The sequence below is a fragment of the Paenibacillus sp. PvR133 genome, from assembly GCF_017833155.1.
GTDB classification, from domain to species: domain Bacteria; phylum Bacillota; class Bacilli; order Paenibacillales; family Paenibacillaceae; genus Paenibacillus; species Paenibacillus polymyxa_B.
In genome coordinates, this window is the sequence record NZ_JAFIBS010000001.1 from 2,479,449 (window position 1) to 2,500,447 (window position 20,999).

A 20,999-nucleotide genomic window follows, 5' to 3' on the forward strand; every position below is an offset into this window, starting at 1 on the left:
GTGAGCGCATGGACAAACAGAAAGCGCTTACCTTTCGCAACTATGAACGCCGATTTTTTTTGGAGAAAGTAGGCGTAACTCATATTTAATCATGTAACAATCAGGTGCCGACATAGGAAGATTCAACAAAATCCACGGAAAGATAGGTGAAGCAATTGAAAACAAAGCAAGTGCTTCGTAAAAGCATGAAGTATGCTTTTGCGCTATCACTCGTCGCAAGCAGCTTTCTACCAGGTGCAGGATTTACGGATAAAATACATGCAGAATCCCATGTGGACAATCCTTACCAAGGGGCGACAAAATATGTTAGTCCTGATTATGCGGCTAGTGTTGATACATCGATTGCCAAGATTACGGATGCCAATCTGAAAGCAAAAATGCAAACGGTCAAAACATTCCCGACAGCCGTATGGCTTGATCGTATCGCTGCTATTAACGGCGGTGGAGGCAAGCTTGGCCTGGAAGCGCATTTGGACCAAGTATTGGCGCAAAAGAAAGGCAGCACACCGATTACGGCGGAATTTATTGTGTATGATCTGCCCGGACGGGATTGTCATGCCTTGGCTTCCAATGGTGAATTACCGCTGACTCAGGCAGGGCTGGAAACATATAAAAAGGATTATGTTGACAAAATTGCTTCTATTTTTGCAAATCCCAAATATAAGGATATTCGTATCGTAGCGATCATTGAACCAGATAGTTTGCCAAACCTGGTAACCAATCTGGATGATCCTAAATGTGCGCAAGCCAAGTCTACAGGGATTTATGAAGCTGGCGTTAAGTACACAATGAATAAGCTGAACGAGATTCCGAATGTGTACAAATACGTAGATATCGGTCACTCTGGCTGGTTAGGTTGGGATAACAACCGTGCAGCAACGGTATCCCTGTTTACAACTATCTTCAAAGACACTAGCAAAGGTCTGTCCAGTGTAGATGGCTTTATCACGAATACAGCCAATACTTCACCGCTGACAGAACCTAATTTGCCTGATCCAAATCTGAATGTCGGCGGACAACCGATCAAATCGTCCAAGTACTATGAATGGAATCCTAATTTCGATGAATCGGATTTCGCAGAGTCATTGCATAGAGATTTTGTCAGCGCAGGCTGGCCGAGCTCACTCGGTATGTTAATTGATACAGGCCGTAACGGATGGGGCGGACCTAACCGTCCGACTTCCGCAGTCGGCAATGATATTAACTCCTATGTAAACTCAGGCCGTGTTGACAAACGCTCGCACCGTGGTAACTGGTGTAATAACAGCGGAGCAGGTATGGGAACACCGCCACAAACGGCTCCAGCTGGCCATATTGATGCCTATGTATGGGCGAAACCTCCGGGTGATTCCGATGGTTCCAGCTCACTCATTCCGAACGATGAGGGTAAAGGCTTTGACCGTATGTGTGATCCTACCTATACAACCAAGGATGGCACATTAACAGATGCTCTACCGAATGCACCTATTTCAGGAGCATGGTTCCATGATCAGTTTGTGATGCTGGTACAAAATGCGTACCCTGCTATCGTGCCTTCCACTGGTGGTGTGGACCCAGCGCCTACAGCTCCAGCTGTACCGTCTGGCTTAAAGGCCGTAGCTGGTAATGCTCAAGTGACGCTGACTTGGAGTGCGTCTACGGGTGCCGATAGCTACACGGTAAAACGTGCCACTAGCGAAGCAGGTCCTTTTACACCCGTTGCGCCTCTTGTAACGGAAAGAGAGTACACGGATAAGGGGCTGACGAACGGAACAACTTACTTCTATGTTGTAAGTGCTACGAATGCGAAAGGAACAAGTAAGGATTCCGCAACGGTAAGCGCTGAACCAAAAGGTACACCGACAGATCCGACGGATCCTACAGAACCAGCGGGAGATCTGGTTGTAATGTATCGGGCCGGGGACACTGATCCAGCGAATAACGCAGTCAAGCCTTTCTTTAACTTGAAAAATAAAGGAACAACACCTGTGAAGCTGAGTGAGCTGAAAATTCGTTACTATTTCACGAAAGATGGCAGCCAGGAGCTGCAATCTGCAGTAGACTATGCGCAAGTAGGTAATGATAACGTGCTGCGTACCTTTACTGACAACTATATTGAAATTGGTTTCAGTCCTGCTGCCGGTACGCTTGCTGCCGGAGCGCAAACAGGTGATATTCAGATCCGCATCAACAAAAGCGACTGGTCTAATCTGGACGAATCCAATGACTACTCCTTCGATCCAACCAAAACCTCTTATGCAGAATGGAACAAAGCAACGTTGTTCCACAATGATAAGCTGGTGTGGGGAATCGAGCCTTAGGATTTAGCCAGAACAAGTGCCCTTGAGTGATTGAAAAGTATTAAAAGAAGGCTACGGCATAGCTGTCGTAGTCTTTTTTTACGTCTTCGAATAAAGAATTTGATGACCAAGGGAATAAGCATTGAAATTGTGTATAATGAAAAAAAGAATGCTGTTCTACTGTGGAGGATCATCATGAGCAAAAAGTTAATCTTAGATGTAGATACTGGCATTGACGACGCGCTTGCTATTGCGTATGCGGTCCATTCGCCGGAATTGGAGCTACTCGGTATTACAACCACCTTTGGTAATATCTCGGTGGAGGAGGCAACACGTAACTCACTGATTCTGCTGGAAAAACTGGGGGTAGAGGCTCCGGTCGTGTCTGGCGCTCACAAGCCATATGCTCGGGAGTTGTTCAAACCTTATTCCCGGCATATTCACGGTGAAGACGGTATTGGCAATCAATTGAAAGGAGCGCCCTCCCGTCAGGCTGCGTCTGGGGATGCGGCTGACTTTATAATCGGACAGGCTCGTCGCTATGAAGGCAAACTTACCCTGGTAGCTGTGGGACCGCTGACCAATCTTGCGATTGCATTGGATCGCTGTCCCGAATTGCCCCAATTGCTTGACCGCCTGATCATCATGGGCGGCGCGGTTACAGTGAAAGGGAATGTAACTCCGACGGCTGAAGCGAATATTTATGCCGATCCAGAAGCCGCAGCCTATGTGCTGGGAGCGGGCTTTCCGCTTACGCTGGTTGGGCTGGACGTCACGATGCAAACACTGCTTCCCCAGCAGGATGTGGACAAATGGCGTGAGCAAGGGACCGAGCTGGGCGCGTTTATGGCAGATATGACAGACTTTTATATGGAAGCCTATCGCAATTTCAGACCTGGTATTGCAGGCTGTGCATTGCATGATCCACTGGCTGTAGGATTAGCGATAGATTCTAGCTTTGTGGAGACGCGTCCAATGCACATTGCCGTTGAGGTGGGGGATTCCGCCGAGGTTGGTCGCACCCGTGAGGTGCAAAATGAGAACGAAGCTCAAGCACTGACTACGGTTGATGTGGCACTTAAAGTCGATGCGGAGCGATTTTTGCGTCATTTTCTTAGCCGGGTGGTATAAAAAAATAATTCGAAGATTGCCGATGAACCTGCATCGGCAATCTTTTGTGCATACATGTTTTAAGGGCCTTTATCTAGAGGTGGACTCACTGCTATAAAATCCCATATCATGTTAGAATAGGTGTAGTTAGAAAAACTGCCGGACCACAAAGGAGGAGATTCATTGTGTTTTCTGCTGCTCGACGACTGCCTTTGCTGGAACATATGTATAATCATGCCCCGACAGGAATCGTGATTTTGTCGAGGGAGGGGAAGTGCCTGTACGTCAATCCCGCCTTTTGCAAAATGGTCGGATATGAGCAGGAGGAATTACTGGATATCCGATATTACCATCTCTTGTATAAAGAGGCTCAGGATCAGCGAGGGTTGAGGGAGGCTTACGCAGGTTGGCTAAAGGCTACGGATCAAGTCTATAAGACAGAGCTGCGTTTGAAACATAAAAGGGGAACATCCGTCTGGCTATCGCTGGAATTAACCATATTTGATGATGAGGCTACCGAACAATCTTATTTGATTGCGTATGCAATGGATATCACGGAGAAAAAAGATATGGAGCAGGTGCTCTCGGATAATGAGGATTTGTACATGCTGATTACGGAAAATACGCCGGATGTTATCTCATATAGCACGGCGGACGGCATACTCCAATATATTTCTCCTTCGGTGGAAAAACTCCTAGGCTATACAAAGCAGGAAATGCTCGGCAAAAAGCGGCTCCAATTCTACCATGTTGAAGATGCCGATTATATGCGTGTACATGGACTCTTCAAGGAAACAGGCATCATGAAGCGGCGTGTTCGTCATAAGGACGGGCACTATTTGTGGCTGGAAGTATCGTACCGCATTATTCGGGATGAACAGGGCAGAATCAAGCGAGTACTGTCCATCGGACGCAACATCACAGAGCGCCAGAAGAGCGAGGAGAATTTGGCAAAAGCTCAAAGGTTGGCGATGTTCGGCTCATGGGACTGGGATCTGGTCAACAATGTTATGCATTTCTCCAAGGAATTTCGCAGCATTTTTGGTTATCGTGTCAAGTCGGTTGAAACAAGTATTGACGCGTTCATGGCGGCTGTTCATCCAGAAGATACAGAGCGCATGAAACAGATTATCACCAACGTTATATTAAAGGGAGTTCACGAAGAAACCTTTTACCGGATTGTATTGCCGAATGGGGAACAAAAGGTACTGCGTTCAATCTGGGAAGCTGAAATGGACGAGCATGCAGGCAAGCCCGTTCAAGTGGTTGGAATGATCCAGGATGTTACAGAGCACCGGGAAATGGAGCAGCGTCTGCGCGAAAGTGAAAACCGTTATAGGTCACTGTTTCAGCATAATCCACTCGGGATATGCGCCGTGAATATGGAAGGTCATATCTTGAGCGTGAATCCGAGCTTGGAGGAGCTTACGGGTTATACGAAGGATAAGCTGCTTGGGGCTGACATACTCATCATGGCTTCCTCTGAGGAACAGGACAAAATCAAGCGTCACATGGAGCTGGCCAAGCAGGGGGAGACGCAAACCTATGAATCGGAATTTATACATAAGGAGGGGGAGCGTCTATTCATCAAGATGACGAATATCCCGATTTTCGTGCAAGAGGAAATTGTAGGCTGCTACGGGATTATAGAAAATGTTACCCCTCTTAAAAGCTACATTGCTCAAATTGAAAAGCTCAGTAATGAGCATTCGCTTATTTTGAATGCCGTATCCGAAGGAATTGTAGGTTTAAGTACCGAAGGACATGTCCGCTTTATGAACCCGGCAGCTGTTGAGATGTTTGGCGTAGGATCTGCCAATCCGCTGAATGGCGCTTGCATAGACATGATCCTCCATGCTGACGAAATTGGCAGTCATTTTCCGGACGAACAGTCCTCTATTCTTCAAGCGATTCGAAGCGGAGCCTCTTATCAGGCAGAGGAAGCTGTATTTTGGAAAAAAGGCGGGTCCAGCTTTCTGGCCTCCTATCGAATCAGCCCTTTGATGGATAATGGCGAGCGAAAAGGGGCTGTGATGGTTTTTGTAGACAGGACGAATGAAAAGGAGATCATTCGGGCCAAGGAGTCTGCCGAACGCGCCGATCGGGCCAAGTCAGAGTTTCTTTCTGTGATGAGTCATGAGCTCCGTACACCGATGAACGGCATTATAGGCATGGCGGGGTTACTGGCAGATACTGAATTGGATGAGGAGCAGCGTAGCTATATAGACATTATTACCAGTAGCAGCGGTGCTTTAATGCAGATATTGAACGAGATACTGGATTTGAGCAAAATCGAAGCTGGCAAAATGTCTTTGCTGCACGAGTCCTTTGTGCTAGATGATGTGGTGGGCAGTGTGGCTGACCTATTCATGACGCAGGCTATGGAAAAAGGCATTGAGCTGGAGTGGCATGTGGATCAGGAAATGCCGGGGATGCTGGTCGGCGATCATGTGCGTATTCGACAGGTGCTGGTGAATTTGGTGAGCAATGCGATCAAATTTACGGAGCGAGGGCGTGTAAATATCTTTGTGGAGAGAAAGGCTTACAGCCGTCGTAAAAATAGATGCCTGATTGAGTTCAGTGTAACGGATACTGGAATCGGTATCCCAGCAGACCGCCAGCATCTATTGTTTCAGCCTTTTTCCCAGCTTCATCCGGCACTGAACCGAAAATATGGAGGGACGGGACTAGGATTGTCCATCTGTAAAAACTTGGTCAAGCTGATGGGGGGGGCTATTGGTGTAGATAGCGATGAGGCCAGAGGAGCGACGTTCCGGTTCCAGCTGGATCTTAAGCTGCCGGAAGGTTCAACGCTTGCGAATATAAGCCGTGATGAACCTTATGAGTCAAAGGAAGGCTAAAAAGAGATAGCCGTGATGCGTGATGCATCACGGCTATTTTTGTAAGGAATAACCAAAGAAAAGATTGACAAACTGTTCTAACTGTACTATTAATGATAGTACAGTTAGAACAGTTCAGTATATACAAGTGAATCAGAATAAGTCTTGAAAGGAGGAAGTCCATGTTCGAGCTGGATATCCGCAGCCGCAAGCCGATCTACGAACAGCTTATGGACAGGGTAAAGGAAATGATTGTGTACGGATCACTTCAGCCGGATGAGCAATTGCCTTCCGTACGGACATTGTCCGCTCAGCTAACGGTGAATCCGAATACGATTCAGAAGGCGTATCGAGAGTTGGAACGAGAAGGATACATCTATTCCGTCCAAGGCAAGGGCAGCTTTGTCACCCCTGCCGAGCATCAGCCGCAGCAAATAAAGCGGGATGAGATTCGGGCAGCGCTGTTGAAGCAGATGATCGAAGCCGTCCATTTCGGTTTTACACAGCAGGAAGTGGACGACATATACGTGGAAGCTATACAAACAAAGGAAAGGGGGATGTCCCTTGATTGAATTAAGGGAAGTCACAAAGACATTTACAGAAGAAAAGGCTGTCGATCAGCTCGCCCTTACGGTGAAGAAGGGCTCTATTTTTGGGCTGCTAGGCTCGAACGGGGCAGGGAAAACGACACTGCTTAAAATCATCGCCGGGATTTACCGACCGGATACTGGCAAGGTGCTAATCGGTGGACAGCCGGTGTATGAGCAGCCTGAAGTCAAGCAGCACATTCTGTTTTTGCCGGATACCCCTTATTTTTTTCCGCAAGCGACAATTCGTCAGATGGCCCGGTTTTACCGCTCCATTTATCCAAGTTGGAGTGAGGAACGCTACACACAGCTTACGGATATTTTCAAGCTGGACCCAAAGCGCAAACTTCACCGTTTTTCCAAAGGGATGAAGCGCCAAGCCGCTTTTTTGCTTGCCTTGAGCTGCATGCCTGAGCTGCTGGTTTTAGATGAACCCATTGATGGTCTGGACCCCGTGATGCGTAGAATGATCAAAAATCTCTTGTTTCAAGAAACCGCTGCACGTGAGATGACTGTCGTGATCTCGTCTCATAATTTGCGTGAGATTGAAGACATGTGTGATCATGTCGGCATTATGCACCAAGGGCGGATGCTGTTGGAAAAAGAGGTCGACGACCTCAAATCCGATACGCATAAGGTGCAGGTTGCCTTTCGGGACAGCATGCATGAGGAAGCCGTCTGTGGCCAACTTTCGGTATTACATAAGGAGCGGAGGGGCAGTGTTCTGCTGCTTATTATCCGGGGTGAACGAGAGCGGATTGCAGAGACGATTGAAGCGTATGAGCCGCATGTGTTCGATTTGCTACCGTTGACGCTTGAAGAAATTTTCATTTATGAAATGGAGGACGCAGGTTATGACATCCAACCGATTCTTCTGTAGCGGCGGCGTAATTCGCCAAAGCCTGAGACAGCATGGCTGGATCGGTCTGTTGTACTTGGTGGGATTATTGTTTACGGTGCCGTTACCATTATTTATGAGCATTGGTGATGAACAGCCGCGAACGGTTTTAAGAGGCTTGTTCGATAGTACAAACTCAGGTAATGAATTGCAAAAATTGATTTTATTAGTTGTACCGGTGCTGGCGGGTGTGATGCTGCTTCGTTTTATTCAACGACAGGGTTCATCGGATTTATACCATAGCCTACCTTTGCGTAGAGAGCATCTATTAACGGCACATTTTATTAGCGGTCTTATACTTTTACTTGTACCTGTATGGCTGACTGCGGGAGTAACTGTTTTGGTAAACATGTCGGCCGAACTGCCTTATATTTTTCATATCAATGATATCGGATCATGGGCTTTGGTCGTCTCAGTCATTACGATTTTCCTCTTTACCTTTACCGTGTTTGTAGGCATTTGTGTGGGACAATCGCTACTACAGACCGTAGTAGTATATATTTTGCTGTTATTACCTTATTACCTGTCAACCATGATTAGTCGTCTTCTGGAGCGTAACTTGTATGGTTATGTGCAGGTGCGAGAAACCATTGTTCAATATATGAATGGTGGGGAGTTTCGCAGTAGTAATAATATTTGGGAAAGCTTGTCGCCGCTTGTACGCATTATGGACTACTTGCCGCGTAACGCCTTTTCTTACATGGAGCTACTTGCCTATATGGGTCTCTCCCTACTGTTTGTCGCTTTGAGTTATGGATTGTATCGTAAACGGTTGGTCGAGAAGGCGACTCAGGCAATGGCGTTTACTTTCTTTCAACCCTTTTTCAAGGCAGGGGTCATACTGTGCTCCATGCTTGTATTAGGCGATTATTTTCATGCTACAGGTAGCAGAGGAGAAAACTGGTCCTTTTTTGGATATGTACTTGGAGCTATTTTAGGTTATGTCATTGTTGAGATGGTCATCCGCAAAACCTGGCAAATTGCACGTGTTCGTGCTTTGGTGGAACTGGTCGTTTACGGTGTGATCATGGGGTTGGTCATATACATCCCGATTTCAGGTTGGTTAGGCTATGAGGGACGGATTCCAACGGCACACTCGGTAGAAAAAGTTTATGTGGGGCAAGAGGTACCTCTAGGGGGAGATGCAGAAAAAGAAGCGTATTTTTCCCAAGACAGGGCCTATATTGCTTCTGTGCTGAATTTACATCGTGAACTCGTACGTGCACATGCAGCTGGCGAGAAGTCGTTGTCCAAAAACCTAGCCGTCGAAATGGCAGTCATAGTCTACCATCTGGATGATGGTTCCATCATAACTCGGCGCTATACATTCCCTGAGAAACCTTTCCGGACAGAACTGACTAAAGTGATGGAAGCAGAGCCTTATAAAACGGTAAGATACAAGCTGGATAAGCTGCAAGGGAAAGCAGAAACGATCAATATCCAATCAGTAGATGATAATGAACGACGAGTGGTTTTGACCGATCCGAAAGAAATTCATGAATTTGAAGCTGTACTCAAAGAAGAAGTTTTAAATATGAGTTATAGCGAAATACAATCAGATCGATATCCCTTGGGGAGTGTTTCCATTACAAACAAAGAGTCATCCCTTACCAAGGACGAGCCGAAATGGAATCGTGAACTTTCATTTAATTGGCCAGCTTCTTTTCACAAGCTTACAGGTTGGCTGGGGCAAAAGGGGTATGCGGATAAGGTCATCATTCATTCCAAGGATATTATGTCTATACGGGCTGTTCCTATTATTTCTCAGGAGATGGAGCCTTATCAGCCTAATCAGTATATTGAAGACTATAAACTATTTAAAAGCATTCAACAGAAGCACAAAGCAACAACTATTGAAGATTCGAAGCTTTGGAGCACTGTACTGGAAAAGCGCAGACCTTATAACCTTACTCCAAATATAGAGAAAGGCACTTATATGTTTCAAGTTAAGGTTAAGCCTTTATACAGTTCAGATGCCCACACAGGCTATTACTTGTTAACTCCAAAAGATATGACACCGGAGCTTGCAAAGGCTTTACCGACAGTTCCTTAAGCCCACGATATGGCTATACAGGATGACGATTCCCTTCCGTTTGGCGATGCCGGGTTCGACCTCGTGCTGAATAAGCATGAGTCATTTTCGCCAATGGAGATACGACGTATTTTGCGCTTGTCTACTATTTAAAAGCCATTGAATGGCAGATTGCAGACTTTCAGTCAGAGAAATATATAGAACAACTGTATGGTCTGTATTTGGATATCCAACGTGATGGGTACTGGGACGTGAAGCAGCACCGTTTTTTGATCCATGCCAGAGCAATATAAAGAAGATTCGATACCAAAAAGGCCTTTCCCGTGGGGGAGGCCTTTTTTGCCATAAGCATTAGGGTAAGAACAATATCAGAAGCCACATGGCGGTTGGCAGTGAAATACCAACGGCTATCGCTATATAGGGCAAGGGAGTTCGAAAGTAGTTTTTACAGTCCGCCTCCTTGTCCTTTTTCTCGTGATAGAACGCTACCTGGGTTGCAAAGCTGTGAAGTAGCTTGAGTGCTTCATCGCTGGGAATATGCTGTAAGGAAAGCCATAGATCATCGTGTACTTTCCGGAGCAAGGTTACATCAGATGTATGATTCGGATGATCGGATAAGGACATTTTTATCCTCCTCTCGTATACTAATCTTTACCATAATTGTACAATGAAGAAGCAATGGCTTACAGTCTCATTTCATTCATTAGATATAGGGGGATGTACATGTCTGATCCAAAGGGAGTTATAAGCAAGCCGGAAAAGGACGAGTCTGTGCGGATAGCATGGTTTTGGCCATGGCTGGGCGGTACGTTTATGTTTGGATTGTTTTCAGTCATGTTTAATGTATTTTGGAGTATGGTTGTGGCACCCCAAGTGCAGCTTCTGCTGAGGCATGAGGGTGTGACGGACACAGCTGTGATTGTAATCATGCTGCTATATGCATGGATTATCGGTCTCATCTTTGCAGCTTATGGTGCCTTGAGTGCGCGTATGTCCAGCATGGGCAAGCTTTCGCTGATGCTGACCGGGCTATTATCATTATTATGTGGACTGTGGTTGTGGATTGTAGGAATACAAGGGTCTGGTGGCCAACCTGCTGAAGTGTCGAGAGGGGCGTGGGAGCTCTTTTCACTCTATCACGCTTGGGCGGAGCCTGTGTTGGAGGTATTGGGGCCATATACACAGCATGGTGAAATCTGGTTTCTACTGGCAGCACTGCTGCCGATAGCTGGCATGGTAGTAGGAGTTGGGGTGAATCGCTATCCAGCGCTAACCGACAAGAATGGTAAGGTGGATCATAGATGGCAATGGATTGTTGCCGCGATATCTGCTGCGCTCGTCATTGTGCTGACGATTACACTGATGCTTCCTCAACGCCCGTACATTGCAGAGAGGGATTTTCCAGTAGTTGACGGGGCTACGGCGGCCATTCCGTTTGCGCAGGATATGCTGCATGAACTGACTGGAATGAGCAAGGCGCGAGCAGCGCACGAACTGAGATTCAACACGACCCATCAGGCATATGTCAATTTGATCGAAAAGAAGGCGGATTTGATTCTGGTGGCCGGTCCTTCCGATGAGGAACTGCGTCTGGCAAAAAGCCGGGGAATTCAAATGAAGCTCACACCCATTGGGTGGGATGCGTTTATTTTTCTCGTACATCAAGACAATCCGGTTGACGGACTTTCTTCGGAGCAGGTACGCCGCATATATGAAGGGGCTATCCATAATTGGAATGAAGTAGGGGGCAAGGATCAGCCGATCATTGCTTATCAGCGAGAAGAAAATTCAGGCAGTCAGACATACATGCAAAAGAAAGTGATGGCAGGCCATGAGATGGCTGACCCGCCACGTGAACTACAAATTGGCATTATGGGTGGTATGATTAATGCAGTCGCAGATTTTAACAAGGATCACAACGCGCTCGGATATTCATTTTATTATTTTGCAAATGTGATGCATAATCGTCAAGAGGTCAAATTTTTGTCTATTGATGGAGTAGAGCCGAACAAAGAACACATTCGCTCGAAGCAATATCCATTCACAGCTCAACTGTTCGTGGTCACACGGGAAGGCGAGAAACCAAGCGCTTCGATGCAACGATTACTCGAATGGCTGCAAAGCGAAGCAGGAACCCGGGCCATCGAAAAGGGTGGCTTTGTTCCTGTAAACTCGTAATCCTGAAACGATGGTTCGCAAACAGTCACCCGTATATTCACCTTAAGAGTGAAACGAAGACAGCAGGGTAATACATAGAATATGCTTTGCTGTGAATACAATACCCGCACAGCATGTATATCACCAACATAAGGGGATGAACGAAAATGAAGAAAAAAACATCGGTATGGGTGCTTTTGCTCGCCGTAGCCATAGTGACAGCGGGGTGTGAAACAGGCTCGCAAACAGGACAAACGGCTCAAAAGGAGCAAAAGGGTGCCGCCTCGGCACAAGCGAATGGTTCGGGAACGACTGTAGATACACCGAAAACAGGAGGACAAGCAACCACAGACTCTACTATAGCGAAGGTCCGCATGGACAATATTACCGCGCTGCGTTTGATCGACGGTCAATCCGGCTGGATCGGCGGAAATGGCTGGATTGCCCGAACGGACGCGGCTGCATCCGATTCAGTCGGATCGACGTGGAATGTGCAATATCAGGGCCAAGGTACGGTTCAGCAGATTTTTGCCTTGAACGGACAGCAGGCCTGGGCTGTTATGGCAGACAGCGGATCGCTGCTGGCCACTCGCGATGGCGGCAAACGCTGGGAGGTTGTGGGGACTGTACCTGAGCAAGGGCAAGCGGGCTTTTTACACTTTGTATCGTCCAAGGAAGGGTTCAGTGGCAGCCAATATACGAAGGATGGCGGGCATAGCTGGTCTTCGCTCCCCATGCCTGGCCACATGGTAGGACAGCCATATTACCATGATCGGCAAAACGGCTGGGCGGTTACGCAGGACACAGACCGTTCGTTTCAGATTTTACACACTGTTAACGGGGGCCAAAAGTGGACTACTGTCATGTCACGCACAACGGAGGCGCCTCTAAATGGAGCCATTATTCGTTCGGTAGAACGTGGCAACGCATGGATCGAGCTGGTTGGAGATACGGGGATGAATCAGACGTCGTATTCGCTTTGGCATACTGCCGATAGTGGACAAAGCTGGCGTGCTGTGCTAGCGAATGCCACCGCTGGCGGCGGTCCGGCACCAGGTATTAGCCAGCAAGAGAACCAGGTTGCCAAAAATGAAGGGACGGCACCAGGTATGCTCTATCCGGTTAATAGCAGTACCGCATGGATGGGTGGCTACTGCGCACCGTGCGACAAGCCTAATACGATCGGCTGGACGACTGACGGCGGCAAGACGTGGAACAATGGCAAGCAAGGCTTTGACGGTTATGGCGGTCAGCAAATCGGGATGGCAAATGCCAAGGAAGGCTGGGCTATTTTCTCAGATTCAGAGCAGGCCCCAGTTATGTATACCACCTCGGATGGTGGACAGCATTGGACGCAGAGCCATGTATTTGACAAGCCTGTGGCATCAGGATCCTAAGGAGGGATGAATATGAGCCAACATAAGAAAAGTGTGATTAGATGGACTGACGGTCGTGAAGTACCACTAATCGGGCAGGGCACGTGGCATATGGGGGAAAAAGCGTCACTCCGGCAGGAAGAGGTGCGCGCACTTCAACTTGGCTTGGAGCTGGGTATGACGCTGGTGGACACGGCTGAAATGTATGCTGAGGGCGGCGCAGAAGAGATCGTCGGAGAGGCCATCCGGGGTCGCCGGGACGATGTCTATCTTGTTAGCAAGGCTTACCCCCATCATGCGGATCGCCAAGGACTGGCTCAAGCGTGCGAAGCGAGCCTAACCCGAATGGGAACGGAGTACATGGACATGTATTTGTTACATTGGCGTGGGAATATTCCGCTGGAAGAGACGATACAAGGTATGGAAAAACTGCGTGAGCAGGGTAAAATCCGTAGCTGGGGAGTGTCCAACCTGGACAAGTCCGACATAGAGGAGTTATGGAGCCTAAGTGGAGGCGAAGCCTGCGCTGTTAACCAAGTGCTGTATCACGCAGCTTCGCGTGGCATCGAATATGATCTGCTACCTTGGAGCCGTACGCATGGAGTGCCTGTGATGGCCTATTGCCCAATTGCCCAAGGTGGCCGCCTGCGACGGGGGCTGCTGGAGCATCCTGTTATGGTAGACATTGCTGCCAGCCACGGGGTAGCTCCATCCCAAATTGCGCTTGCGTGGGTCATACGGGACGGTGATGTCTGGGCAATTCCGAAGGCGGTGCAGGAATCGCATGTACGGGAAAATGCAGCGGCAGCAAGTATTCAGCTCACTTCTGAACAACTTCAACAAATAGACGAAGCTTTTCCTCCGCCAACGCGGAAGCAGCCACTGGATATTGTTTGAGAAAGGAGGAGCCCATGACAGAGCGAGAGACAGAACTGCATGAGGTAGATGATCATCTGGATTATGGATTATCCGTTGTATTCATCGGCTTTAATCCCAGCTTGAAATCAGGCGAGGTAGGACATCATTATGCGAATCCGCGCAACCGCTTTTGGCGCATACTGGAGGGAGCAGGCTTGACACCTCGCTTGTACGATCCATCGGAAGATCGGGAGCTGCTGAAGCTGGGCTTCGGCTTTACGAACATTGTTTCCCGTCCTACGAGGGGAGTAGAGGACATTGCACGCGAGGAATACGCCGAAGGACGTCTGAAGCTATACGAGAAGCTAAAGGAATACCGCCCGAGGGTTGCTTGCTTTGTCGGCAAAGGCGTGTACACCGAATACAGTAAAAAATCCAAAGTAGATTGGGGATTTCAGCCTGAACCGCTAATTCCCGAGATGCATGAATTTGTGGCACCTTCGTCTAGCGGACTGGTGCGCATGTCGCTGGAAGAAATCACAGATATTTATCGCCATCTTCAAACGTTCCTTTCGTCAGAAATCGTCTGAAATGCAGTAAGTATGGTGAATACAGCTAGCACAAAAAGAACCACACGCTCCAGTCCCTGCTGGGAAGAGCGTGTGGTTCTTTGAGCTGTTTCTATTGTAAGGCTTTCGCCTGCCATGCCTGTTCCACGGGAACATAAGGATATCCCAGATCACGTGCGACCGCTTCGTAGGTAATATGTCCGTTCAGGACGTTGGTGCCGCTAAGCAGCGGCTTGCTTCTGCGAAGCGCCTCCTGCACACCCAAATCTGCGAGCTGGAGAGCAAAGGGGAGCGTCGCGTTCGTCAGAGCGAGCGTCGAGGTTTGCGGTACCGCGCCCGGCATGTTTGCTACCGCATAGTGAATGACGCCATGCTTCACATAGGTAGGCTGGTCGTGTGTCGTGATGTGGTCAATCGTCTCGACTATGCCGCCTTGGTCGATGGCGACATCCACAATCACAGAGCCGGGCTGCATCGTCTGTACCATGGCTTCCGTTACGAGCCGCGGGGCTTTGGCACCAGTGATCAGGACAGCACCGATCAGCAAATCACTTTGCGCCACGGCTTCAGCAATGTTGGACGGGGTGGACACCAGCGTATGGAGCTGATTGCCAAAAATATCGTCCAGTTGGCGCAGTCTTGGCAGGCTCAGGTCGATCAGTGTCACATCTGCCCCGAGACCGATGGCGACCTTGGCAGCATTGGTGCCGACCACCCCTCCGCCAATAATGGTCACTTTACCGCGTTTTACCCCCGGCACACCTGCCAGCAGGATGCCTTTGCCACCCTTTGGTTTTTCTAGCAGTTGTGCTCCAATTTGTACAGCCATTCGTCCGGCAACCTCACTCATCGGGGTAAGCAGCGGGAGGCTGCCTTCAACATCTAGCGTCTCATAGGAAATGGCGGCTACGCCGTTGTCTGTTAAAGCGCGGGCCAGTGCTGGCTCGGCAGCCAAATGCAGATAGGTGAATAAAATCAATCCTGGTCGAAAATACCCGTATTCAGAGGGGAGCGGCTCTTTTACCTTGATAATCAGATCCGCCTGGGACCACACGTCCGCAGCTTGCTGCACAAGAGTCGCACCCGCAGTGGCATAATCTCCATCCGTAAAGCCGCTTTCAACACCTGCATGGCTTTCCACAAATACGTGATGTCCGTGTTGAATCATTTGAGCTGCACCTGCAGGCGTTAGAGCGACACGATTTTCGTTGTTTTTAATCTCTTTCGGAATCCCAATTTTCATTTCATTCACCTCTCCTAAAAATAATTGTTAAGAAAATTACACTATCATTTTTGTGCAGTTTGCCGATTAGTTACATGGACTCAAGCCGATAAATGCAATTCATGTTAGATTAGGTACAGTTTACAAGGGGGGAAGCTCCTTGACATCATACATTTTGTCGGATTATCTGACTTAAAGGCTCGACTTTTTGATGAATATATGTCATATAAAATGACATAAAGACATATACATAAGGAGAATGCCGATGAACGGTAAAAAAACATTTACCATTGCGGATGTGCTGGAACGTCCCGTTTTCCGGCGGGCAAAACTGGCGGCGGGGGAACAGGGCGTAAATCGCCGTGTGGGTTGGGTACATGTACTAGAAATCACAAATGTTTCTCCGTTTGTGAGCCGTCATGACTTGATTTTGACGACCGGCCTGTGGCTCACCCGGAAGGGGGAAGAGCGTGCCGAGTATATGGAGCAACTGATCCGCTCGGAAGCCGCAGGATTGTGTGTGGAGCTGGGCACGAGCATTCATGAAATCCCCTCTGAAATTCTGGAGTTGGCGGAACGACATCACTTCCCGGTCATCGTATTTGAGCAGCCAGTGCGTTTTGTTGAAATTACACAAGATATTCATTCCCTACTTATTAACCGACATCATGAACTTCTAAAAGATCTGGAGCGATTTTCACGTCAGCTTCAGCAGGAAACCCTGCGCAGCACTGATATGGACGCCCTCTTGCGTGTGCTTCATGACTATGCAGCCCGGCAGGTCATCTACATGTCTTCCATTGAAACCAATCGATTCGTACCTTCCGTCCAGCCGGATCTAGCGGACCGTATTGCAGATTTTTATGCCAATGAAGTGGAATCTAGTATGACCGCCGATCGGGAGGGGCATCTGCTGTTTCACCTGAATGAATCCACCGCCGTCTTGTTCCAGCCCGTTGTATGCTTCGGTCAGGTGTTTTCCGCAGTAGGTTTGGTGCTGCATAGTGAAATGCCAACGGAAGAAATGTCGCTGTTACTCGATTACACTGCCAAGGCAGCCGCTACATTGGTGCTGAGAACACAGTTTCTTGAAGACCGATTGCTGCGTAATCAAAATGAATTGATTCAGGATGTACTGAGCGGACAGCTTCCCAGTGAAGAACAGGCCCAGACCCGAATGGGCCTGCGATTGTTATCGAAGGGACAGTATTTATTTTGGGCAGGGGTCATCGAGGTGGAACATCAGGACAAGGATGCCAGTCAGGTACGCAAGGAATCCATCAATCAGGATGTGCTAGTGCTGCTTCGTTCATTGTTGAAAAAAGAAGCGTTGCACAATCTGCTGATGATGAAGGGGAGTCAATGCTACATCCTTTGTGCCAAGGAGGAATTAACACTGCGTTCCGCAGCGCAAATGAAAAAAGTGCTTGCCCATACTGTTCAATATATTCAGAACTATGCCGCAGGACAGCTTGATAAGGTGCGCATTCATGCAGGCTTTGGTAAAGTAAGGCATCGCATGACGGGGACGGATCGCAGTTTTGAAGAGGCATATGAGGTCATTGAAGTGGCACGAAGCGTCCCAGTCATGAAGGATCGGTTGTTTTACGACAGCATCGGAATCTATCAGTTGTTGAAGGCGGTGCCCCGCATTCCTTTTCTACAAGAGTTCGTAGAGGACCATTTGGGCGGGCTGATTGCGCATGATCGTGAGCACCATATGCAGCTTCTGGATACACTGGATGCCTATTTTCAATCCCATGGCTCCAAGCGTGATACCGCCGGAATTTTGTACATTCACAGACAGACCCTTTATAATCGGCTGGATAAAATTAATGAAATCATAGAGGGAAATCTGGCAGACCCTGACAAACGTCGTTGCCTAGAGATGGCGCTACTGGCTTACCGAATGCTGCAGGCTGAAAATTGATCCTAAATAACTAGTTCTATTTTCCATTCTACTCATTTACAATGCGTGTTAACACTGAGATAATAGAAGAGATAACGGAAATATCTTGAAAGGGGATTAATATGAATATAAAAAAATGGATCGCCGTCCCTCTTATTCTGTTAATGGTAGCTTTGACAGGTTGCCAGGCAGTAGGTGGATTTGATGTAAGTAAAAATTTATTGGGAACACTTGATGTGAAGTCCCAGCAAACAACGGAGAAAATCTCTCTTAAATTGACTCCAAAAGAAGGAATCACGCAAGGAGATAAAGAAATCGTAGATTTGATTAATTCGATTTCTGTCACTGTGGATGAAGCCAAGGTACAATCGGAGGAACTTGCTTCTGCCAAAGGTACATTGCACATCGATAAGTATAATTTACCGTTTGAACTTGCTTTAGACCGCCAAGGTTTGGCTATTCAACTGGAAGGTGCCAAAAAACCTTATTACATATCTTTGAACTCGCAAGAGAGTTTGAGCGGTCTGCCTGCTGGATTTGATCCATATGTATATTCCAAAGACGTGAGAGAACTGACGAAAACAGCCGCTGCACTTATGCTCAAGCATGCGCCTAACCCTTCGACCATTTCTGCAACGTCTGTAACCGAGGAAGTATACGGTGAAAAAGACAAAGTGAAACTGACCCATCTGCATGCTGAACTTCGTGGTGATGAGCTGGTAACATTGGTAAAACCGTTCCTGGCGAATCTGGCGAAGGACGAAGCAGGCTTGAAAGAGCTGATCGGGCAAGCCATTGATATGACTAAAACGATTGCTTCCGGCATGAATATTGAAGGTAGTGATAAAGTAACAACGGAACTGAGTGCTAACAAAGAAAAAATGGTCAATGAGGCTTATACCGAAGTTAAAAAGTATTTGGATCTGGCCGTTGATCAGTATGATGTAGGCGTTAGCACCATGTATGCACAGTCCCCTGAAATCAAAACGGTTCTGAGTGCTAACACGGTTCTGAAAAGCGACATGTATTTTGATGAAAAAGGAAATGTTCGCAAAGCGGCGACAGACCTGACGGTTGCTTTGCCAGATGTGGACGGTCTTCCAGTGAAGTCCTTCACAATTCTGACCGAAACTCAATCTTGGAACGTCAATGGTAGTGTGACGGCTGATAAAGTGGATATTTCTAACGGTGTTATTGATTTGAATAAACAAGCTGAATTAACTCCGGGAGCGACGCTGCGCAATTTTGAAGCGAATTCTCCGATCTACAACATTTTAAAAAATGATTTAGAAATTACAAAAGTAGAAACCATTTTCGATCCTAAAGACGATTACTACGTCTTGGAGAATCGTGGTGGCACTGCCTTTATTCCATTGCGTGAACTGACGAGCGAACTGAACTCCGAGTTAAAATGGGATGCAGCTGCTAAACAAACTACCGTAATTGATGATATTACAGGTAAGACGATTAAGCTGAAAAGTGGCTCCAAACAGGCTGTATTGGAAGGAAGCACATTGACGCTGCCACAAGCTCCATATACGGATGAATATGGCACATTGTATGTTCCTTTCAAATCAGTTGCCGAGGCGCTTGGCGCCACAGTAACTCGTAACAATGATGGGGAATATGTACTGAAACGCGACTAAAAAAGATATTCAAGGAACCGGCCCAATTAGGGCTGGTTCTTTTTTAGTTAAATTGGTAAAATGCTCAGTAAAGCGATTAAAATAAGCGCTTACAAATTTTAAAAGTGCCATACTTTTATACAGGGAAAATTGAGATAATTATAGTATCATTCCAGCATAGGAAAACACATACAATTAGGGGGATATACGATGAATGATATGGAACTATTGAATTCCAGAGAGGGACAAATGGTGCTTGCCCGAATGTACGGTCAACAGCAAATCTCTGAGCAAACGACTCGATATGAATCACTTATACAGGCGTATCGGGAGCATTTTGGTGTAGGGGATATTGAACTGTTTAGTGCTCCGGGACGTTGCGAAATTGGTGGAAATCATACAGACCACAATCACGGGAAGGTGCTGGCAGGCAGTATAACACTCGATACCATCGCTGCAGCTTCTAAAGTGGAGGAGTCTGTAATTACATTCTTTTCTGAAGGCTATAAGACGAAGTACGTCATCGATTTAACCGACTTGTCGCCAAAACCGGAGGATGACAGTACGATGCTGCTGGTTCGTGGTATTGCCGCTGGTCTACTTGAATTCGGATACCGTATCGGGGGATTCCAAGCTTATATATCAAGTAATGTATTCTCTGCTTCAGGTTTAAGCTCTTCCGCTTCTTTTGAAATGTTGATATGCACGATATTAAATCATTTTTATAACGAGGGAGTGTTAGATGCTGTTGCTAAATCCAAAATTGGTCAGTATGCGGAAAATAGCTATTGGAACAAGCCGTCGGGGCTGCTTGATCAGATGGCTTGCGCGTATGGCGGCTTGATTTCCATTGACTTTGAAAATCCCAAGGAACCGATCATAAATCCTGTTCATTGGAATTTTGAACAAAACGGATATTCCCTCGTTATTGTAAATACAGGCGGAAATCATGCTGATTTAACGGACGATTACGCGGCGGTGCCCAACGAAATGTTTGCAGTGGCTCAATCTTTAGACGCTTCGGTTTGCCGTGACTTATTGCCAGAGGATCTATATGCCAACCTTAAAATGGTCAGGGAAAAAGCAGGAGACCGTGCAGTACTGCGGGCGTTGCATTTTTTTGAAGAAAATAGGCGTGTGGATGAACAGGTGAAATCACTGGAGGAGGGGCGCTTTACTGATTTCCTGAGGCTCATTACCGAATCTGGTAATTCCTCATGGAAATGGCTCCAAAACGTATATAGAAGTGGGGTTGCGCGGGAACAAGACGTATCGGTTGCACTGGCTTTAACCGAAATGTATTTACAATCAATAGATAACAGCGCATGCAGGGTACATGGTGGTGGCTTTGCTGGTGTCATCTTGACGATTCTTCCGAATGATCATGTGGATAATTATAAGGAGTGGATCAGCGGAATGCTGGGAACTCCGGTACTTGTTGTCAACGTCCGTGAGGACGGTGCCGTTAATGTTAGTGATTTGATAAATGTTGAACGGACTCATTGAGAGTTTACAAACTAGTCAGTCAGTAGAAGAC

Annotated in this window: 15 protein-coding genes; 13 read left to right on the forward strand and 2 right to left on the reverse strand. The window is 47.3% G+C overall.

All coding sequences use genetic code 11. From position 1 onward, the window contains the following. Positions 1-146 precede the first annotated feature (146 nt). The 6 genes from JOE49_RS10980 to JOE49_RS11005 all read left to right on the forward strand — a co-directional run bounded on the left by JOE49_RS10980 (position 147) and on the right by JOE49_RS11005 (position 9,767). On the forward strand, positions 147-2,300 hold the full coding sequence (locus tag JOE49_RS10980; protein ID WP_209941098.1) for a glycoside hydrolase family 6 protein: 2,154 nt from the start codon (positions 147-149) through the stop codon (positions 2,298-2,300). A 174-nt stretch (positions 2,301-2,474) separates the two neighbouring features. Then, positions 2,475-3,410 carry a nucleoside hydrolase gene (locus JOE49_RS10985; RefSeq protein ID WP_028543206.1) on the forward strand — a complete coding sequence of 312 codons (936 nt, stop codon included), beginning with the start codon at positions 2,475-2,477 and terminating at the stop codon, positions 3,408-3,410. A gap of 164 nt (positions 3,411-3,574) precedes the next feature. After that, positions 3,575-6,250, forward strand: a complete 2,676-nt coding sequence (locus JOE49_RS10990) for a PAS domain S-box protein (protein WP_023987293.1) — start codon at positions 3,575-3,577, stop codon at positions 6,248-6,250. Positions 6,251-6,411: 161 nt separating this feature from the next. Next, the gene (locus JOE49_RS10995; RefSeq protein WP_023987294.1) at positions 6,412-6,801 is read left to right on the forward strand and encodes a GntR family transcriptional regulator; all 390 of its coding nucleotides are present in this window, start codon (positions 6,412-6,414) and stop codon (positions 6,799-6,801) included. After that, a complete protein-coding gene (locus JOE49_RS11000) occupies positions 6,794-7,696 on the forward strand; it encodes an ABC transporter ATP-binding protein (RefSeq protein ID WP_209941100.1) in 903 nt (300 codons plus the stop codon). The genes JOE49_RS10995 and JOE49_RS11000 overlap by 8 nt, the downstream gene beginning before the upstream one ends. Continuing rightward, the gene (locus JOE49_RS11005; RefSeq protein ID WP_160789078.1) at positions 7,671-9,767 is read left to right on the forward strand and encodes a DUF6449 domain-containing protein; all 2,097 of its coding nucleotides are present in this window, start codon (positions 7,671-7,673) and stop codon (positions 9,765-9,767) included. The genes JOE49_RS11000 and JOE49_RS11005 overlap by 26 nt, the downstream gene beginning before the upstream one ends. 330 nt (positions 9,768-10,097) lie before the next feature. On the opposite strand, the gene JOE49_RS11010 is transcribed toward JOE49_RS11005, so the two are convergent. Then, entirely contained in the window at positions 10,098-10,370 is a 273-nt protein-coding gene (locus JOE49_RS11010) for a hypothetical protein (RefSeq protein WP_209941102.1), read from the reverse strand. 99 nt (positions 10,371-10,469) lie between these two features. Between JOE49_RS11010 and JOE49_RS11015 the strand changes: the two genes are divergently transcribed. The 4 genes from JOE49_RS11015 to JOE49_RS11030 all read left to right on the forward strand — a co-directional run bounded on the left by JOE49_RS11015 (position 10,470) and on the right by JOE49_RS11030 (position 14,727). Further along, the gene (locus tag JOE49_RS11015; protein WP_209941104.1) at positions 10,470-11,924 is read left to right on the forward strand and encodes a PstS family phosphate ABC transporter substrate-binding protein; all 1,455 of its coding nucleotides are present in this window, start codon (positions 10,470-10,472) and stop codon (positions 11,922-11,924) included. Positions 11,925-12,070: 146 nt separating this feature from the next. Beyond that, positions 12,071-13,300 carry a beta propeller repeat protein gene (locus tag JOE49_RS11020; RefSeq protein ID WP_209941106.1) on the forward strand — a complete coding sequence of 410 codons (1,230 nt, stop codon included), beginning with the start codon at positions 12,071-12,073 and terminating at the stop codon, positions 13,298-13,300. Positions 13,301-13,312: 12 nt separating this feature from the next. Continuing rightward, positions 13,313-14,176, forward strand: coding sequence for an aldo/keto reductase (locus tag JOE49_RS11025; RefSeq protein WP_209941108.1), 864 nt, complete (start codon positions 13,313-13,315; stop codon positions 14,174-14,176). A 14-nt stretch (positions 14,177-14,190) separates the two neighbouring features. Beyond that, complete coding sequence (locus tag JOE49_RS11030) at positions 14,191-14,727, forward strand: mismatch-specific DNA-glycosylase (protein ID WP_028543200.1); 537 nt, start codon at positions 14,191-14,193, stop codon at positions 14,725-14,727. Between the two features lie 91 nt (positions 14,728-14,818). On the opposite strand, the gene ald is transcribed toward JOE49_RS11030, so the two are convergent. Beyond that, positions 14,819-15,949: an alanine dehydrogenase gene (gene ald, locus JOE49_RS11035; protein ID WP_209941116.1), complete on the reverse strand. Its 1,131-nt coding sequence runs from the start codon at positions 15,947-15,949 to the stop codon at positions 14,819-14,821. Between the two features lie 244 nt (positions 15,950-16,193). Between ald and JOE49_RS11040 the strand changes: the two genes are divergently transcribed. From JOE49_RS11040 to JOE49_RS11050, 3 genes are all read left to right on the forward strand, one after another. Beyond that, entirely contained in the window at positions 16,194-17,858 is a 1,665-nt protein-coding gene (locus tag JOE49_RS11040; protein WP_209941118.1) for a PucR family transcriptional regulator, read from the forward strand. Between the two features lie 101 nt (positions 17,859-17,959). Next, complete coding sequence (locus tag JOE49_RS11045; protein ID WP_023987305.1) at positions 17,960-19,483, forward strand: copper amine oxidase N-terminal domain-containing protein; 1,524 nt, start codon at positions 17,960-17,962, stop codon at positions 19,481-19,483. A gap of 189 nt (positions 19,484-19,672) precedes the next feature. Next, positions 19,673-20,968: a galactokinase gene (locus tag JOE49_RS11050; RefSeq protein ID WP_209941120.1), complete on the forward strand. Its 1,296-nt coding sequence runs from the start codon at positions 19,673-19,675 to the stop codon at positions 20,966-20,968. Positions 20,969-20,999: the final 31 nt, after the last annotated feature.